The 16982-nt window shown below is 63.0% G+C and carries 16 protein-coding genes and 1 other annotated feature; of the genes, 8 read left to right on the forward strand and 8 right to left on the reverse strand.

Going from position 1 to position 16982, the window contains the following annotated elements; all coding sequences use genetic code 11:
• The coding region (locus B5G34_RS13860; protein ID WP_087338704.1) for a glycoside hydrolase family 25 protein at positions 1 to 724 on the forward strand (724 nt) is incomplete at its 5' end.
• 158 nt (positions 725 to 882) lie between these two features.
• The gene (locus B5G34_RS13865) at positions 883 to 1266 is read left to right on the forward strand and encodes a NifB/NifX family molybdenum-iron cluster-binding protein (protein WP_087338707.1); all 384 of its coding nucleotides are present in this window, start codon (positions 883 to 885) and stop codon (positions 1264 to 1266) included.
• A 172-nt stretch (positions 1267 to 1438) separates the two neighbouring features.
• On the opposite strand, the gene leuA is transcribed toward B5G34_RS13865, so the two are convergent.
• From leuA to B5G34_RS13900, 7 genes are all read right to left on the reverse strand, one after another.
• Positions 1439 to 3130, reverse strand: coding sequence for a 2-isopropylmalate synthase (leuA, locus tag B5G34_RS13870; RefSeq protein ID WP_087338710.1), 1692 nt, complete (start codon positions 3128 to 3130; stop codon positions 1439 to 1441).
• Between the two features lie 55 nt (positions 3131 to 3185).
• Positions 3186 to 3420: a binding site (T-box leader), on the reverse strand.
• Positions 3421 to 3464: 44 nt separating this feature from the next.
• A complete protein-coding gene (locus B5G34_RS13875; protein WP_087338713.1) occupies positions 3465 to 3986 on the reverse strand; it encodes a hypothetical protein in 522 nt (173 codons plus the stop codon).
• Entirely contained in the window at positions 3983 to 5434 is a 1452-nt protein-coding gene (locus B5G34_RS13880; protein WP_087338717.1) for a hypothetical protein, read from the reverse strand. Before B5G34_RS13880 ends, B5G34_RS13875 begins: the two co-directional genes overlap by 4 nt.
• Before the next feature lie 4 nt (positions 5435 to 5438).
• The gene (locus tag B5G34_RS13885) at positions 5439 to 6176 is read right to left on the reverse strand and encodes an ABC transporter ATP-binding protein (RefSeq protein ID WP_087338721.1); all 738 of its coding nucleotides are present in this window, start codon (positions 6174 to 6176) and stop codon (positions 5439 to 5441) included.
• Complete coding sequence (locus tag B5G34_RS13890; protein WP_087338724.1) at positions 6164 to 6649, reverse strand: hypothetical protein; 486 nt, start codon at positions 6647 to 6649, stop codon at positions 6164 to 6166. The genes B5G34_RS13885 and B5G34_RS13890 overlap by 13 nt, the downstream gene beginning before the upstream one ends.
• On the reverse strand, positions 6639 to 7364 hold the full coding sequence (locus B5G34_RS13895; RefSeq protein WP_087338727.1) for a hypothetical protein: 726 nt from the start codon (positions 7362 to 7364) through the stop codon (positions 6639 to 6641). The genes B5G34_RS13890 and B5G34_RS13895 overlap by 11 nt, the downstream gene beginning before the upstream one ends.
• On the reverse strand, positions 7361 to 7753 hold the full coding sequence (locus B5G34_RS13900) for a GntR family transcriptional regulator (RefSeq protein ID WP_087338731.1): 393 nt from the start codon (positions 7751 to 7753) through the stop codon (positions 7361 to 7363). The genes B5G34_RS13895 and B5G34_RS13900 overlap by 4 nt, the downstream gene beginning before the upstream one ends.
• A 157-nt stretch (positions 7754 to 7910) precedes the next feature.
• On the opposite strand from B5G34_RS13900, the gene B5G34_RS13905 reads away from it, so the two are divergent.
• The 5 genes from B5G34_RS13905 (at position 7911) to B5G34_RS13925 (ending at position 14220) form a co-directional block, all read left to right on the forward strand.
• Positions 7911 to 9698, forward strand: coding sequence for an ABC-F family ATP-binding cassette domain-containing protein (locus tag B5G34_RS13905; protein ID WP_087338734.1), 1788 nt, complete (start codon positions 7911 to 7913; stop codon positions 9696 to 9698).
• A 36-nt stretch (positions 9699 to 9734) separates the two neighbouring features.
• On the forward strand, positions 9735 to 11582 hold the full coding sequence (locus B5G34_RS13910; RefSeq protein ID WP_087338737.1) for a family 10 glycosylhydrolase: 1848 nt from the start codon (positions 9735 to 9737) through the stop codon (positions 11580 to 11582).
• Between the two features lie 178 nt (positions 11583 to 11760).
• Entirely contained in the window at positions 11761 to 11946 is a 186-nt protein-coding gene (locus tag B5G34_RS13915) for a hypothetical protein (protein WP_087338739.1), read from the forward strand.
• Positions 11947 to 12042: 96 nt separating this feature from the next.
• On the forward strand, positions 12043 to 12855 hold the full coding sequence (locus tag B5G34_RS13920) for a histidinol-phosphatase HisJ family protein (RefSeq protein ID WP_087338742.1): 813 nt from the start codon (positions 12043 to 12045) through the stop codon (positions 12853 to 12855).
• A gap of 120 nt (positions 12856 to 12975) precedes the next feature.
• Positions 12976 to 14220: a phosphotransferase gene (locus B5G34_RS13925; protein ID WP_087338745.1), complete on the forward strand. Its 1245-nt coding sequence runs from the start codon at positions 12976 to 12978 to the stop codon at positions 14218 to 14220.
• Positions 14221 to 14274: 54 nt separating this feature from the next.
• Here the strand turns inward: B5G34_RS13925 and B5G34_RS13930 are convergent, their stop codons facing one another.
• Entirely contained in the window at positions 14275 to 15459 is a 1185-nt protein-coding gene (locus tag B5G34_RS13930; protein ID WP_087338748.1) for a M20 family metallopeptidase, read from the reverse strand.
• Positions 15460 to 15657: 198 nt separating this feature from the next.
• On the opposite strand from B5G34_RS13930, the gene B5G34_RS13935 reads away from it, so the two are divergent.
• Positions 15658 to 16947: an MATE family efflux transporter gene (locus B5G34_RS13935; protein WP_087338904.1), complete on the forward strand. Its 1290-nt coding sequence runs from the start codon at positions 15658 to 15660 to the stop codon at positions 16945 to 16947.
• Positions 16948 to 16982: the final 35 nt, after the last annotated feature.

The raw sequence follows: 16982 nt of genomic DNA on the forward strand, positions 1-16982 counted from the left end.
GCCCACCCCCACGCCCCTGCCCATTCCGTCCAATCCCTATGACAGCAGCGCCTTTGTGGTCAATGAGAACGGTTTTCTGACCTATGAGGGGGACGCCCCCAGCTATATCGGCATCGACGTGTCCTCCCATCAGGGTGAGATCGACTGGGAGCAGGTGGCCGCCTCCGGCGTGGACTTTGCCATTATCCGGGCGGGCTACCGGGGCTATACCGTGGGCGGAATTGTCAAGGACCCCTACTTTGACTACAACATGGAGCAGGCCACTGCTGCCGGCATCGACGTGGGCGTCTACTTCTTCTCCCAGGCCATCAACGAGCAGGAGGCGATGGAGGAGGCCCTCCAGACCCTGGAGTGGATCCGGGATTATGACGTTACATATCCCGTGGTATTCGACTGGGAGTACGTCAGCGACAGCAGCAGCCGTACCTATAACATGACCTACCAGGAGATCATCGACTGCACCAAGGCCTTCAACCAGCTGGTGGAGGGGTCGGGCTACCAGGGCATGGTCTACAGCAACCCCAACATGGTCAACAAGGGGTTCGACCTGTCCCAGCTCCAGGACTACCCCTTCTGGCTGGCCCACTACACCAGCGGCATGACCCCCACCACCTTCCCCTACTACTACGATATGTGGCAGTACTCCAGCAGCGGGACGGTGAACGGCATCTCCGGCCGGGTGGACCTGAACATCTGTCTGAGCAAGCTGAAGACCCACAGATAATAGCACTTCACCATGGGAACAGCCTGGGGCGCCGCGTTCATGCGGCGCCCCTTTTTTGTGGGAAGAAACATTGACATACGGCGGGAAGAGGGGTATGATAGCATCATAATAAATGGCATATGCCGAAAACGGCAGATGCAGAAAAGGAGAGACCGAATATGAAGATCGCGGTAGCCAGCGTGGGGACGGAAGTGGGAGGCCACTTCGGTCACTGTGAGCATTTCCGGATTTATACCGTGGAGAACGGCCAGGTGATGGGGGAGGAGCTGGTGCCCAACCCGGAGCACAAGCCCGGCTTCCTGCCCAACTTCCTGGGTGACATGGGGGTTGAGGTGGTCATCGCCGGCGGCATGGGTGCCCACGCCGTGTCCCTGTTCCAGCAGCGGAACATCCAGATCATGATGGGGGTGCAGGGGGATGCCCGCACCGCTGTGGACCAGTACATGAAGGGGGAGCTGAAGTCCACCGACGCTGTCTGTCACCACCACGACCACGAGCATGAGCATGGCCACGACCACCACTGCGGCGGCCATCACGAATAAGAACGTCCTGTAAAAGAAAGGGAGCCCCGCCGGCACAGCGCCGGCGGGGCTCCTTTTTTGCGTTTGGAAGAAAAAACTGTAAAGTAAAAACACATCACAGACTAGATAGATAAAACGCAAAGAATTACAATAGGTGTAAAGCCAAATATCCTGTCAAATTCTGAGGGGAGTATCACAGCCCGTCGTGGTTGACCGCCCGGTTGATGGCGGACAGGATGCCCTTCAGGGGAGCCAGGTTGATGTTGTGGCTCATGCCCACGCCGAACCAGTCCTTGCCCTCCTCGTCCTGGAGGTGGATGTAGGCCACAGCCTGGGAGTCGGAGCCCTGCTTGATGGCGTGCTCCTTGTAGTCCACGAAGGTGAAGCGGTCCATCTTCTGGCCGTGAATGGCGTTGAAGAAGGCGTCGATGGGGCCGTTGCCCGAGCCCTGGACCTGGAACACGGTGTCGGTGTGCCGGAGGGTACCGGCGAAGGTGACGTGGGAGTGGCCCTCCTCGTCGGTGAACTCGGCGAAGGAGTGGCGCACCATCTCATAGGGCTTGACGGCGTCGATGTAGTGGGTCTTGAACAGATCGTAGATGGCGTCCGCCTTGAGCTCCTTGCCCACCCGGTCGGTCTCCACCTGGACGATGTGGCCGAACTCGGGATGCATGGCCTTGGGCAGATCGAAACCGAAGGAGTGCTGCATGACGAAGGCGGCGCCGCCCTTGCCGGACTGGGAGTTGATGCGGATGATGGGCTCGTACTGGCGGCCCACGTCGGCGGGGTCGATGGGCAGGTAGGGTACCTCCCAGTACTCGGTGCCGCTCTCCTCCATGTAGCGGGTGCCCTTGTTGATGGCGTCCTGGTGGGAGCCGGAGAAGGCGGTAAATACCAGCTCGCCCACGTAGGGCTGCCGCTCGCCGATCTTCATTTTGGTGACCTTCTCATACACGTCCCGGATCTTGTTGATGTCGGAGAAGTCCAGCTTGGGGTCCACGCCCTGGGTGTACAGGTTGAGGGCCAGGGTGACCATGTCCACGTTGCCGGTGCGCTCGCCGTTGCCGAAGAGGGTGGCCTCCACACGCTCGGCGCCCGCCAGCAGACCCATCTCGGCGGTGGCAACGCCCTCGCCCCGGTCGTTGTGGGGGTGGAGGGAGATGATGGCGCACTCACGGCTGGGCAGCTTGTCGATGAAGTACTCGATCTCATCGGCGAAGTAGTTGGGCATGCAGTTCTCCACGGTGGTGGGCAGATTGAGGATGATCTTCTTGTCCGGGGTGGCGCCGATGGCCTCGATAACCGCCTGGCAGATCTCCACGGCGGCATCCATCTCAGTGCCCATGAAGGACTCGGGGGAGTACTGGTAGCGCAGGTCCATGCCCTTGTCGATGGCGGGCTGGCTCAGCTCCCGGATGAGCTGAGCGGCGTCCACGGCGATCTGGGTGACGCCCGCCACGTCGGTGTGGAAGACCACCTTGCGCTGGAGGGTGGAGGTGGAGTTGTAGAAGTGGAAAATGACGTGCTTGGCCCCGTCAATGGCCTCAAAGGTCTTGCGGATCAAATGCTCTCTGGCCTGGACCAGCACCTGGATGGTTACGTCGTCGGGGATGTGGCCGCCCTCAATGAGGGTGCGGATGAACTCATACTCGGTCTCGGAGGCGGAGGGGAAGCCCACCTCGATCTCCTTCACGCCGATGTCCACCAGGGTATGGAAGAGCTCCAGCTTTTCCTCCACGTTCATGGGGTCAATGAGGGCCTGGTTGCCGTCCCGCAGATCCACGGAGCACCAGATGGGGGGCGCCTTCAGCTCCTTGTCGGGCCAGGCGCGCTTTTCCATTTTGAGGGGGACGAAGGGGATGTACTTTTCCTGTGCGGGTTTCATGACTAAAATTCCTCCTTGGGGTCAGGGAATAAGAAAAGCCCCTGACCAGATTATGGTCAGGGGCGTAAGATACGCGGTACCACCCTGCTTCCGCCCGCCGTCACCGGCGGACGCTCATGGCCTCCAACAAGGCCCCGGCCGGTAACGTGGCCGTGACGGCCTGCCCTACAACAGCGCTTCAGGCAGGCGGCTCCGGGATCAGTATCCGCACGCTTTCCTTCACCGGTTCGCACCAACCACCGGTTCTCTGAGAAGGACGGGACGTGCCTTCTTCCCATCATTGCCTGTTCTGGGATTCGATTGTTAATCATTCTAGCCGAACCGCCCGGTTTTGTCAAGAGGCAGTTTCCAGCCAGGCCACCAGGGGGAGGGTGGCAACTCTGGGCAGGTAGGCATCCATCGGCCAGCATTCCATGTAGTCCGTCAGCTTTGCGGTGCAGTGGCGCTGGCTGTCCGGCCGCATGCCCGTAGCCAGCTCTTCCAGCATGGCGATCCAGCGCGGGTCATTCCCCCCTCCCAGCGGGTCCCGATCGTCGACTATGCTATGGTCCATTAGGAGACTTACAGAGGGGTTCCCCTTGGTGTAGACCGGCGGCTCTCCCTCAGGGTCGTAGCGAAACTGAGTGACGGCCTGTTCCGGGTGGCCGGCGGGGAAGGAGATGTCCCAGAACAGGCAGTCCTCCAGCACCAGGGGGAGATTGACCGTCAGCCCCTCCGCCGCCGAGGGGTCCCCCGCCAGGGTGCGGGTGGTGACAGTCACCGCCTCGCCTTTCCCATACAGGGCCAGGGTGCTTCCCGCCAGCACCCCGGCGGACAGCAGGGCCAGGAGAAGGATCAGACTGACGCTTCGTCTCATAGGGCTCCTCCTTCCTCAGAGTGGCTCAGCCAGCGGATGGCGGGGGAGAGGGTGTCAAAGACGGGCGACCCGAACTCCATGCCCAGGCTGCCGCTGAATATTTCCGCGCCGGCGGGGGAGAGGGAGGAGGTATAGCGCCCCAGATAGGCCAGTCCGTCCCGGTCGTACACTGACAGGTAGAAGCTGGGTTCCAGATCATAGTTGGTGGCGCACACCGCCAGCTTGCCCTGGACGTAATCCACCCCCAGCACATTCGCTTCAGAACTGGACATGGAGTAGAAGGAATAGCCCGACTGCTCCTGTGCCAGGGTATGGGCGGAGAAGGCGGGGGTCCACGCGCCGTCCTCCCGGGCCACCACGGCAAAGCGGAAGCGGTCCTCATCGGCGACGATGGCCACAAAGTAGTCCTCCCCCTGCACCAGACTGTAGAACGCCGCTTCCGGCCCCAGGGGCAGCAGATCCACAGTGTCCAGCAGGCTCATATCCTCATCAAAGACCCGCAGGCGGAGGACATCTTTCTCTTCGGTCAGCAGGAAGAGGTTGGAGCCGTCGGCGCTGGCCCAGAACCGCCGGGCCATGCTCCCCTCGGGCAGGGAGAAGAGGGTCTCCAGGCTGCCCTCGGTTTTGTCCTCGCTGGTGGTCAGCCGGTATATTCCCCAGCCGCCGGGGATGACGCTGCCGTCGGCCTGCCGGTATGCGCCGGTATTCTCATCCACATACTGCACGTTGAGGATGAAGAGAATGGCGTCCCCGGACTGCACAAAGTCGCAGGTACAGTCCGGAGCGTACCGGGGGTCGGCCTCCATGTCGACGCTGGTCGCCCTGCCTCTTTCATTTTTTTGAATGGTGATCTCCACCTGATAGTCCTGGGGAATGAGGATGGGGAAGTAGTCGGCAAAGGCCTGGCCCACCGGGTCGAACCACATGCCGTTGCCGTCCAGGTAGACCTCCATGGGCCAGCAGTCGTAGACCTCCGCCAGCTTGACCTGCCGGGTGAGGGTCTCCCCGACAGGGGTCTCGTCGGCCACCAGCTGGACGGCCTCCATCCAATGGTAGCTGCTGTTCACGGAGGGGACGGAGAAGGAGGAACTGGGGATCTCGATCTTCAGCGGGTCCGGCTCCACGGAGACGGAACGGAGCATGGGATAGGGGATGAACAGATTGAAGATGTTGAAATCGGCGTTGCGCAGCCCGAAGGAGGAGCAGGCAAAGCGGGCGGCGGTGTCCTCCGGCCGGGCGGCGGGCACGGTCATGTCCCACAGCATGGCGTTCTGGCAGTAGACGGGCAGGGAGAGCTCCAGCCCCTCCGCCGCCGAGGGGTCCCCAGCCAGGGTCTCGGCTTCCACGGTGACGTGGCTGCCCTGCCGCTGCACGGCCACGGAGGCCCCCGTCAGCACCCCGGCGGACAGCAGGGCCAGCACCAGGACCAGCACAGACATGCGTTTCATATCCTCACTCCTTCTGGTCGGTCAGCTGGTCCAGTGCCCGGCTGACCCGGTCGGACTGGTAGTGGTAGATCTCCTTCACATAATCCATCAGACTGCGGCCCTCGTCCTCCAGCTGGGAGGTGGTCATATCCCCGGCGACCACTCCCTGGTGGAGGAGCACCGCCCGGCCGATGAAGTGCTGGACCTCCTCCAACAGGTGGGTGGACAGCAGAATGGTCTCGTTGGGCTCCAGAATGCCCAGCAGCACCTTGTAAAAATCCTCCCGGTTGAAGATATCGTTGCCTGCGAAGGGCTCATCCATCAGAATGTAGTCCGCCCCCTGGCTCAGGGCCAGAATCACCTCAAACTGGTTCTTCTGACCGGCGGAAAAGCTCCGGATGGTCTTGTTTAGGGGCAGCTGGAAAAAGTCCATCAGGGCGGCAAACCGCTTGTTCCGGAAGGTGGGGAAGTGTTCCCGGTAGAAGTCCCGGTGACCGGCGGCGGTGAGGGCGGGGAAGAAGGAGTGCTCACAGGTGGCGAAGGACAGCCGGGCGATGTTTTTGGGGGTAATGGGGGCCCCGTCCAGGGTGATCTCCCCTTCGTACCGCAGCAAGCCCAGAATGCACTTCATCAGGGTGGTTTTGCCCGCGCCGTTCTCCCCGAACAGGCCTACGATCTCCCCGGGGCCCAGGGACAGGTTCACCCCGGCCAAAGCCTGGGTCCCCTGGCGGTAGGTCTTTTTCACGTCGCTCAGAACCAGCATAGAATACCTCCAATTCCGGCCCACGGGTCCTCCGGCAGGCAGTCTGCCGGGAGGAGGGCCTGATACAGCATCATACAAAAGAGCACACTCAGGGCGGCGGCCAGCAAGGTGAGTACCAGCAGCATTGCCGGACCTGCCAGACAGCGCCGCCACAGCTCGCTCCGCCGGGGGAGCCGGCGCATCAGGTAGATGCTTTTGCTCCCCTGCCAGTGCCAGAGATAGAGAAAGAGGGGAAGGAGCACCACACAAAGGGCCGTGATCCAGAAGCAGAACAGGCCGCGGCCGAAGAGCTGGGCAAAGGGAGGGACGTAGCCGCCGGAGAAGTAACGCAGGTTCTCCCTGACCTGATTGCAAAAGAACAGGAAGTGGAATACGGCAACGCACCAGGATACCAGCAGCGCGCCGCCCCCGCAGGTCAGAGTTCGCTGCCAGGGCCAGCCGGCGGGGAAGAGCCGGGCCAGCTTAGTCCTCATCCTCATGCACCCCCGTCAGGCTCTTCCAGAAATAGAGGCAGATCAGCAGGAAAATGATTGTGGAGCTCAGGGAGAGGAAGGGATTGCCCGCATAGACAGGAAAGCCCACAGCGGCCACCACCGCCAGAGGCAGGAGAAGGCCGGACTTGCGGCCATGCCGCCGATGGTGGCAGAAGGCGGAGCAGGCCAGACCCAGTACCAGACACCCGCTCAGATTGCGCAGCAGTACCGCCCAGTCGGCCAGGGGCAGCAGGCCGTGGAGGTAGGGGCTGCGGTAGCAGGCCAGGAAGAGGGACTGGTGGCTCACCGTGGCCGGGTCGGCGGTGGACAGGAAGTACTCGCTGAGGAGCAGCAGGGCGATTAGCTGGATGGCCCAGTAAACCAGCAGCAGCAGGGCGTTCTGCACCCCCAGCAGCAGGGAGAATTTTCCCTCGTTGACCGACAGGCGGCGGAGGGTATAGCCGGTTTTGGACCCCCGGTCCCAGCCGGGCAGGACCAGCGCCCCGCACACCAGCAGCAGACCGGCGGCAAAGACCAGGGACAGGCGGCCGTTGCGGATCAGGGTCTCCAGGATGGGGGGAGACGCCTCGCTCCAGCGGGACAGGACCAGGAAAAAGAGCGCGGCCTGGACGACGGCGGCCCCCAGGGATATGAGCAGGGTCTTCCAGACCGTCAGCCGGGCGGCCGGGGACAGAGCGGACAGATATGCCTTCATGGTGTTTCCTCCTTTGTTTCCTCCCAAAGTCGTTCCAGCAGGGTGAATACAGCTCCCTTGTCCAGTCCCGCCTGCCGAAGGGAGCGGAGCAGCAGGCCCGCCTCCTGTTCCAGCAGCTGGCTGCGTACCTGCTCCACGGTGCTGGGCGTCAGGGCCACCTCGCTCTTGGCCCCCGAGCGGGAGGTGATGAGCCCCTCCTCCTCCAGCTGGCGGTAGGCCTTCTGTACTGTGTTGGGATTCACCCCCAGCCGGGCGGACAGTACCCGGCGGGAGGGCAGCTCGTCCCCCGCCTGTACCGTTCCGGCGGCGATCCCACGTTTTACATGCCGGACGATCTGCAAATAGATGGGCAGACCCTCCTCCGGCAGAAAAGCGTCAAAGGAGAGCATAGCCGCTCACCTCCTTCAAAGTGTATTAGTCAACTAATACGGTTTTCAACTGTATTATAGGACTAATACGGTTGCTCTGTCAAGAGGCGGAGGGGCCTTTTCTTTTTGGCCGCTTTCCGCTATACTATACGGGACACCAACAAAGCGAGGGAACCATATGCTGTTATCGGCGGAACAACTGACCAAAACCTACGGGACCCGCGTCCTGCTGGACGGGGTGTCCTTTTATGTGGAGCCGGGGGACAAGGTGGGTATCATCGGGGTCAACGGCTGCGGCAAGTCCACTCTGCTGCGGGTGCTGGCCGGGGCGGAGGAGCCAGACGGGGGCACCGTCCGGCCCGACCCCAACGTGCGCCTGGCCTACCTGCCCCAGAACCCGGTATTTCCCGGGGAACACACCGTGCTGGAGCAGGTGCTGCTGGGTCTGGACGGGGAGGAGCGCACCCTGGCGGAGTACGAGGCCAAGACCATTCTGAATCAGCTGGGGGTGCCCCGGTTTGACCAGCCGGTGGGCCAGCTGTCCGGCGGAGAGCGCCGCCGGGTGGCCCTGGCGGCGGTGCTGGCCCGGCCCTGCGACGTGCTGCTGCTGGACGAGCCCACCAACCACCTGGACGACCGGATGGTGAACTGGCTGGAGGACTTTCTGAAGGGGTGGAAGGGCGCCCTGGTGATGGTCACCCACGACCGGTACTTTCTGGAGCGCATCGTCACCAAAATGGTGGAGGTGGAGGGGGGCAAGCTCTACACCTACCAGGGCAATTATGACAAATATCTGGAGCGGAAGGCGGCCCGGCTGGAGAGCGAGAAAGCCAGTGAGCGCAAGCGCCAGGCTATCCTCCGCCGGGAGTATCAGTGGGTGATGCAGGGACCCACCGCCCGGGGCACCAAGAGCCGGGAGCGGCTGGAGCGGTATGAGGCCCTGAAGGCCCAGACCGGCGCGGCGGAAAAAAGTACCTTGGAACTGTCCGCCCGTGCCAGCCGTCTAGGGAAGAAGACGGTGGAGCTTGCGGGGGTTACCAAGACCTTCGGGGACCGGACGGTGGTGAGGGACTTTGACTGCATGCTGCTGCGGGACGACCGCATCGGCATTGTGGGCTCCAACGGCAGCGGCAAATCCACCCTGCTCAACCTGATGGCGGGGGATCTCACCCCCGACTCCGGCACCGTGGAGGTGGGGGAGACCGTCCGTTTCGGCTACTTCCGCCAGGAGGTGCCCCACATGGACGGGGACCGGCGGGTCATCGACTATGTGAAGGACATCGGCAACAACATTGAGACCGCCGAGGGCATGCTCACGGCCTCCCAGCTGCTGGAGCAGTTCCTTTTCCCGGCGGAGGCCCAGTGGTCCCCCATCTGCAAGCTGTCCGGCGGGGAGAAGCGGCGGCTCTATCTGCTCTCGGTGCTGGCCGCCGCTCCCAACGTGCTGCTGCTGGATGAGCCCACCAACGACCTGGACATCCAGACCCTGTCCATTCTGGAGGACTACCTGGACACCTTCCCCGGGGCGGTGATCGCCGTGTCCCACGACCGGTACTTCCTGGACCGGGTGGTGCGGCGGGTGTTTGCCGTGGAGGGGGACGGTACCGTGCGGGCCTATCCCGGGGGCTACACCGAGTATCTGGCCGCCCAGAGGGCGGAGGAGAAGGCCAAACCCCCCAAAACCCCCGCTCCCGACAAGGGGAAGGAGCGCCCCGCCGCCCCCAAAAAGCTGAAGTTCAGCTACAAGGAGCAGCGGGAATTTGAGACCATCGACGACGACATCGCCGCCCTGGAGGAGCAGATCGCCCAGGTCCAGGCGGAGCAGGCGGCCAAGGCCACCGACTATGTGGCCCTTCAGGAGCTGCAGGAAAAGCAGACGGAGCTGGAGGCCGCCCTGGAGGAGAAGATGGACCGCTGGGTCTACCTTAACGACCTGGCCGAGCAGATCGCCGCGCAGGAGAAGTGATCCGCCGTCCGGCAAGACCAAAGCAAGGAGAATCCAATGACAAAAGTATGGAAAATCGTGGTGGCCATGGTGCTGGTGTGCGGCCTGGCCCTGGCGGGCATGACCATCCGCACCCAGACCAGCGCCGGGAAGGATGAGGTGAAGGACCCCAACCAGTTCCGGGCGGTGTGGGTGAGCACGGTATACCGGCTGGACTACCCCAGCAAAGCCACCACCGACCCGGCGGTGCTCAAGGCCGACGCGGACAGGACCCTGCAGACCTGCGCCGACATGGGCATGACCGCCGTGATCGTACAGGTGCGGCCCTCTGCCGACGCCCTCTATCCCTCCAGCTACTATCCCTGGAGCGCCGACCTCACCGGCCGGCAGGGGCAGGCCCCGGCGGACGGCTTTGACCCCCTGGCCTACTGGGTGGAGGGGGCCCACAAGCTGGGGCTGGAGCTCCACGCCTGGATCAACCCCTTCCGGGTGACCAAGGGTGGGCAGAGCGAGTACGACAGCCTCACCGCCGACCACCCGGCCAAGGTCCATCCGGACTGGGTGGTGGAGTACGACGGCAAGTTCTACTTCGACCCCGGCCTGCCCGAGGTGCGGGAGTACATCATCCAGAGCGCCGAGGAACTGGCCCGCAACTACGATATCGACGGGATCCATCTGGACGACTACTTCTATCCCGGCACGAACTTTGACGACGCTGACACCTATGCCCAATACGGCGGCAGTTTTTCCGACATCGGGGACTGGCGGCGGGACAATGTGAACCAGCTGGTGAAGGAGCTGGGAGAGCGGGTCCACGCCATTGACCCCGACCTGTCCTACGGCATCAGCCCCTCCGGCGTGTGGGCCGACAGGAGCAGCCAGTCCCAGGGCTCCAACACCACCGGCGGGTATGAGAGCTATTACGCCTCCTACGCCGACAGCCGCAAGTGGGTGAAGGAGGAGTGGATCGACTACATCTGTCCCCAGGTCTACTGGTACATCGGCCACCCCTCCATGGACTATGAGACCATTGTCAAGTGGTGGGCCGACGTAGTAAAGGGTACAGGAGTTTCCCTTTACATTGGTATGGCCGACTATCAGGCGGGAAACAGCGATCCCTCCAGCCCCTGGTATGGGGTGGAGGCCGTCCGGCAGCAGCTGGAGCTCAACGAGACTATCCCCCAGGTGGATGGCGAGGTCCACTTCCGGTATCAGTTTTTGGCACAAAACCAGGAGTTGCAGGCCCTTTATCGAGAATTTTATGCAAAGGAGCCGGAAGTAGCCCTGAACACGGCGGACCACACCGCCTACATCCAGGGCAGCGGCGGACGGTTCCATCCGGACAGCTCCCTGACCCGGGGAGAGGCGGTGACTATGCTCACCCGGCTGACGGTAGATCGTAATGGAAAACCACTTTACAGCTATGAGGAGGGCAACGGGGGCTTTTCCGACGTGAGTCCCGGAGACTGGTACAGCTCCTACGTCCACTTTGCCCAGAAGCACGGCATTGTCCAGGGCTACGCCGACGGTACCTTCCGTCCCACTCAGCCGGTGCGCCGGGCGGAGCTGGTGAAGATGGTGTGCGCCTTCTTCTCCGTCACCGGCGGCAGCCACGGCTTTCCCGATGTGCCCGCCAGCTACTGGGCGGCCCGGGAGATCGCCTTCGCGGCCAGCCAGGGGTGGATCTCCGGCGGCTCTGACGGCACCTTCCAGCCGGGGCGCAATGTGACCCGGGCCGAGGCGGTGAAGATCCTCAACCGGGCCATGGACCGACGGGCAGGGGAGCGGGAGACCCAGCTTCCATTTATTGATGTACCTCGTACCCACTGGGCCTACCATGAGATCATGGAGGCCTCGGTGACCCACGACTATGAGAAGAACAGCCAGGGCGAGGTCTGGCTGTAAGACAAAAAACTCCCGGCCATGCCGGGAGCTTTTTTGCTGTCCGGAGAAACTTTACAGTCCTTTACCAAAAGCTGATGGAAAGCGCGCGGACGGTTCGGTACAATAGGGACAGTGGTCCGGGCCAGACAAGCCGGGCCGCCACAGGATACATCCAGGCAGGGAGAAAGGGGTTTCCGCCATGCTTCCATGTCAGCAGAGCTGTTCCAGTTATTGTGAGGGCTGCCACAAAAGCTGCCTGCGCTGGGCGGAGTTCCAGCGGCAGAAGAGCCGGGAACGGCAGGCCAAGAAAGATTATCTGAAGTACTATAACGAGCTGTGCGGAGCGGTGGTCCGCCAGTTGGGCGCCATGGGCGCGGTCCGGTGACGGTTCGGCGGCGGGAAGGAGATCCCGCCGCCTTGCTTTTTTCCGGCGGCAGGTTATAATATTGCGAGAGAATCTACCGAAGAGAAAGGGATCCTTATGCTGCGTTATGTTTCGGACTATCATACCCATACCTATATCTCGGGGGACAGCAAATCCACGCTGATGGAGAATGCCCGGGCGGCTCGGGCGGCCGGCGTGGCGGAGCTGTGTATGACCGAGCACTGGAACCTGCTGGACCAGCAGGGCAACCGCCTGCCCACCAGCTATGACTTTGAACCGGTGCTCATGCAGTGGCGGCGGCTGCGCAACCGGCTGGCCGGTCAGGTGGAGCTGCGGGTGGGCATCGAGGTGGGCAACAGCACGGTGGACACCCAGGCGGTGGACAAATGCCTGGACCTGCCCCAGCTGGATTTTGTCATCGGCTCCCTCCACTCCACCAGCCTGTCCTATGGGGGCATCGGCATCTATACGGCGGCCAAGGCCTGCACCAGCCGCCAGGGGGCGGAGGCCATTCTGGAGGACTATATCCGCCAGCTGGAGGAGCTGGCCGTCACAAACAGCTACGACGTGCTGGGCCATATCATCTACCCCCTGCGCTATCTGCCGGCGGAGTACCAGCTGACCCTGGAGCCCTGGGAGGACCGGCTGGCCGCTCTGCTGCGGCAGGTCATTGACTCGGGCCGGGGCATGGAGCTCAACACCACCCAGGGTACCACGGTGGAGGGCTGGCAGTGGCTGCTCAAGCTCTACCGGGACCTGGGGGGCCAGATCATCACCCTGGGCTCCGACGCCCACCAGGCCCGCTACGTCGGGGCGGGCTTCCCCCGGGCCCTGGAACTGCTGGAGGCCTGCGGCTTCCGGTGGGTGTGTACCTACCGCCGCCGCACCCCCTGCTACCACGCGCTCTGACGGATGGGCAAAAAATGACAGGGTGGGGGCAAGGATGTCGCTTTCCATTTGAGGCGGGGCGGGGTATACTTTTGGTATCCTGCGAATGCTGTCCCTGTGGGGAAGGGGAGGACTGCCGCCATGCTGATCCTGACCAGAGAAAATCTGCCGGACTATCTGCGCGCCCATGATCCGTCCTTTGCGGAGGAGGGCCCCCTGGAGATCCGGGTCATCGGTGAACAGGGGGAGGATTCGGCGGGACTGATCAACGATATCTTCCAGGTCAGCAGCCCCAAACGGTCCATCATCGTCAAGCAGGGACAGGAGAACATCCGCTCCGCCCGGGAGTCCAGCTACCGTCTCCCGCCCTCCCGCAATCAGCTGGAGGCAGCCAGCCTGCGGCTGCGCCGGGCCATCGTGCCCCAGTATGTACCGGAGGTCTACTGGGTGGACCGGGAAAACAACGTGTTCGCAATGGAGGACGTGTCCTACCTCCACCCCTGCCGCAGTGGACTGGCCCGGGGGGAGATCTTTCCGGAGCTGGGACCCAACTGCGGCGCGTTCATGGCCTCCATTGCCTTTTTCACCTCGGAATTTTACCTGCCCCGGGAGAAGTTCCGTCAGCTGGCTCAAGCCTTTACCAACAGCGGCATGCGCCGGGTCATGGAGGAGTGGAGCATGCTCCACCGCTCACCCTTTGCGCCCGCCCCTGAGACCATGCACCTGCGGGCTGGGCTGGAGGAGCCGGTGGTGCAGACGGAGACCTACCTGCTGCGCCACCGGTATATGAGCCACGGGGAGGCCCTCATTCACTCCGATCTCCACCCGGGCAATATCTTCATCGACGGCGACCGGATGAAGGTCATCGACATGGAGTACACCTTTGCCGGTCCCTGCGCCTACGATCTGGGCTACTTTTTGGGCAACACCCTCAGCGTCTATGCCGCCTCCTTCTTCCACCCCCTCTCCGGTGCCGATGAGGAGGAGCGGTTCCGCCGCTACCTGCTGGACACCATAGAGCAGCTCTTCCGGTCCTATCGCCAGACCTTTGGGGCCCTGTGGGAGGGCTATGCCAAGGCGGAATACCGCCCGCAGCAGGGCTTCCGGGAACGCTTCCTGGACGGCCTGCTGGCCGATGCGGTGGGCTATGCCGCCCTGATTTCCCTGACTCTGGCCATTCACGGCTCCGATGTGGCCGAGTTCAAGATTATCAGCGACCCGGTGGCCCGGCACCACGCCGTGCAGCTTTACTATGCCACCGCCAAGAGCCTGCTGCTCACCCGGAACAGCCTCACCAGCGTGGCGGAGCTGCTCAGCCGTATCCAGACCTGTGCCCGGCTCTACCTGACCCGCCAGCTGGGCGTACGGCTCCCTGTCCTGCGCTGAAAACAGAACGTCCCCCGGATCGGAGATCCGGGGGACATTTTTATATGGATGGGGTTAAGCATCCAGGCCCACCAGGGCGGACTGGGCCAGCAGAGCGGCGGCCAGAGGGAGGGCGGAGTCGTCGGTGCGGAAGTGCTCGTTGTGCCAGCAGGGATTGAACTGACCGGGGAAGCCGGAGCCCAGCCAGTAGAAGAAGGAGGGCACCTCCTGGCCAAAGACGGCGAAGTCCTCGGAGCCCATGTCGGGGGCGGGGGAGACCACCTGTTCCGGGTCCACCAGGGCCAGAGCGGCCTTCCGGGCCAGGGCGGTCATTTCGGGGGAGTTGACGGTGGCGGGCACGCCGGGGTGGAACTCCACCTCCGCCGTGCAGCCATAGGCGGCGGATACCCCCAGGGTCAGTTCGCGCAGCCGCTCCTCCGCCTTTCGGTGGGCGGCAGCGGAATGGGCCCGGATGCTCCCTGTCATGGTGAGCACGTCGGGGACGAAGTTATCGGGAGTACCGGCGTGGATGGACAGCACGGAGCACACCAGGCTGTCCAGGGGATCGGTGTTGCGGCTCACCACGGTCTGGAGGGCGTTCACCACCGCCGCCCCGGTCACAATGACGTCGGTACACTTGTGGGGGGAGCCGCCGTGGCCGGAGATGCCGTGGAGGGTAATGACAAAGTGGCTCTTGCCCGACATCACCGGCCCCTCCATGACGGCGATCTGCCCGGCGGGCAGCTCGGGCCGGTTGTGCAGGCCGAAGAGGCAGTCCGGCTTGGCGGGCAGCTTGTCCCACAGGCCATGGTTGATCATGGCCTGGGCTCCCTGGGTGACCTCCTCGGCGGGCTGGAAGAGGAAGACCACGTTGCCCGCCAGCGCCTCCCGCCGGCCGGCCAGCAGGCAGGCGGCGCCGTACAGCCCCACGGTGTGGAAGTCGTGGCCGCAGCCGTGCATCAGCCCGTCACACTGGGACACCGCCCCGTCATGGGCGGCCTCCTGCTGGGCGATGGCGTCAATGTCCGCCCGGAGGGCCACGGTTTTGCCGGGGCGGGCCCCCCGCAGCAGGGCTACCACGCCGGTGTCCATGCCCAGGTCAATAAGCTCCAGACCCAGGGCGGTCAGCTTTTCCTTTAAAATCCCGGTGGTGCGCACCTCCTGAAAGCTCAGCTCGGGGTGGCGGTGCAGATCGTCCTTCATGGCCCGCAGCTGGGGCTCCAGGGCCTTGGCCTGCTCCAACAGTGTCAAAGAAATCATACCCTTTCCATTGCCTGTGTTTTCAGACTGTAGTATAATTATTTATTATGCATCCGCCCCTTGGGTGGGGCGGAGCTGTGGGTTCCCTATAGGTATACCCCAAAAACATCCAAATTGCAAGAGAAGAGGTGAGGGGCCACGCAGGACAAGAACCAGAACGATTTTTCCAAGGGCAGTGTGGCACGCAACATCGTCAACATGGCGGTGCCCATGACGGTGGCCCAGCTCATCAATATCCTGTACAACGTGGTGGACCGGATGTACCTGGGCCGCCTGCCCGGCCACCTGGCCCTGACGGGGCTGGGTCTGTGCCTGCCCATCATCTCCATTGTCATGGGCTTTGCCAATCTGTGCGGCATGGGCGGCGCTCCGCTGTGTTCCATCTGCCGGGGAAGGGGGGAGGATGAGGAGGCCGAGCAGATCATGGGCAACTCCTTCGCCCTGCTCCTTCTCCTGGGCGCGTCCCTCACGGTGCTGTGCCTCATCTTCCGCCGGCCCATCCTCTATCTGTTTGGGGCCAGCGATGTTACCTTTCCCTACGCCAACGACTATCTGACCATCTACATCCTGGGCACCCTCTTCGTCATGATCAGCCTGGGCATGAATCCCTTTATCAACGCCCAGGGTTTCAGCCGCATGGGCATGATCACGGTGGCGGTGGGCGCCGCCGTCAATATTGTGCTGGACCCCATCTTTATCTTCCTGCTGGGCATGGGGGTGCGGGGGGCCGCTCTGGCCACCGTCATCTCCCAGGCCTGCTCGGCGGTGTGGGTGCTGAAATTCCTCACCGGCAGGCGGGCCTTGCTGAAGCTGCGGCTGTCCGCCCTCCGGCTGCGGGCGGGCCGGGTAAAGCGGATCTTGAGTCTTGGTACCTCCGGCTTTGTCATGTCCATGACCAACAGCCTGGCTCAGGTGCTGTGCAATGCCTCTTTGGAGACCTACGGCGGAGATTTGTATGTGGGCGTCATGACGGTGATCAACTCCATCCGGGAGATCATCACCATGCCGGTCCAGGGCATCACCAACGGCTGCCAGCCGGTGCTGGGCTACAACTACGGCGCCGGTCAGTATGAGCGGGTGCGTCAGGGCATCCGGTTTACCACCGTGCTGACGGTGGGCTATTCCATGGCCGCCTGGGCGGTTGTGATGCTCCTGCCCGGGCCCCTCATCCGGATCTTCAACGATGAGGCCGATCTCATCGCCGCCGGCATTCCCGCCTTCCGCATCTACTTTGCCACCTTCTTCTTCATGGCCTTCCAGTTCATCGGTCAGTCCACCTTCGTAGGTCTGGGCCGGTCCAGGAGCGCGGTATTCTTCTCTCTGCTCCGCAAGGCTTTTATTGTGGCTCCCCTGACTCTCATTCTGCCGCTGGTGGGCTTTGGGGCGGACGGCGTGTTCCTGGCCGAGCCCATCTCCAACGTGCTGGGCGGTCTGGCCTGTATCCTCACCATGTATTTCACGGTCTACCGGCGCCTGGGTCGGGAGTAACATTTGGGGTGTCCATGGGACGCCCCAAATTTTTT

It is taken from the genome of Flavonifractor sp. An82, from assembly GCF_002159265.1.
GTDB lineage: Bacteria > Bacillota > Clostridia > Oscillospirales > Oscillospiraceae > Flavonifractor.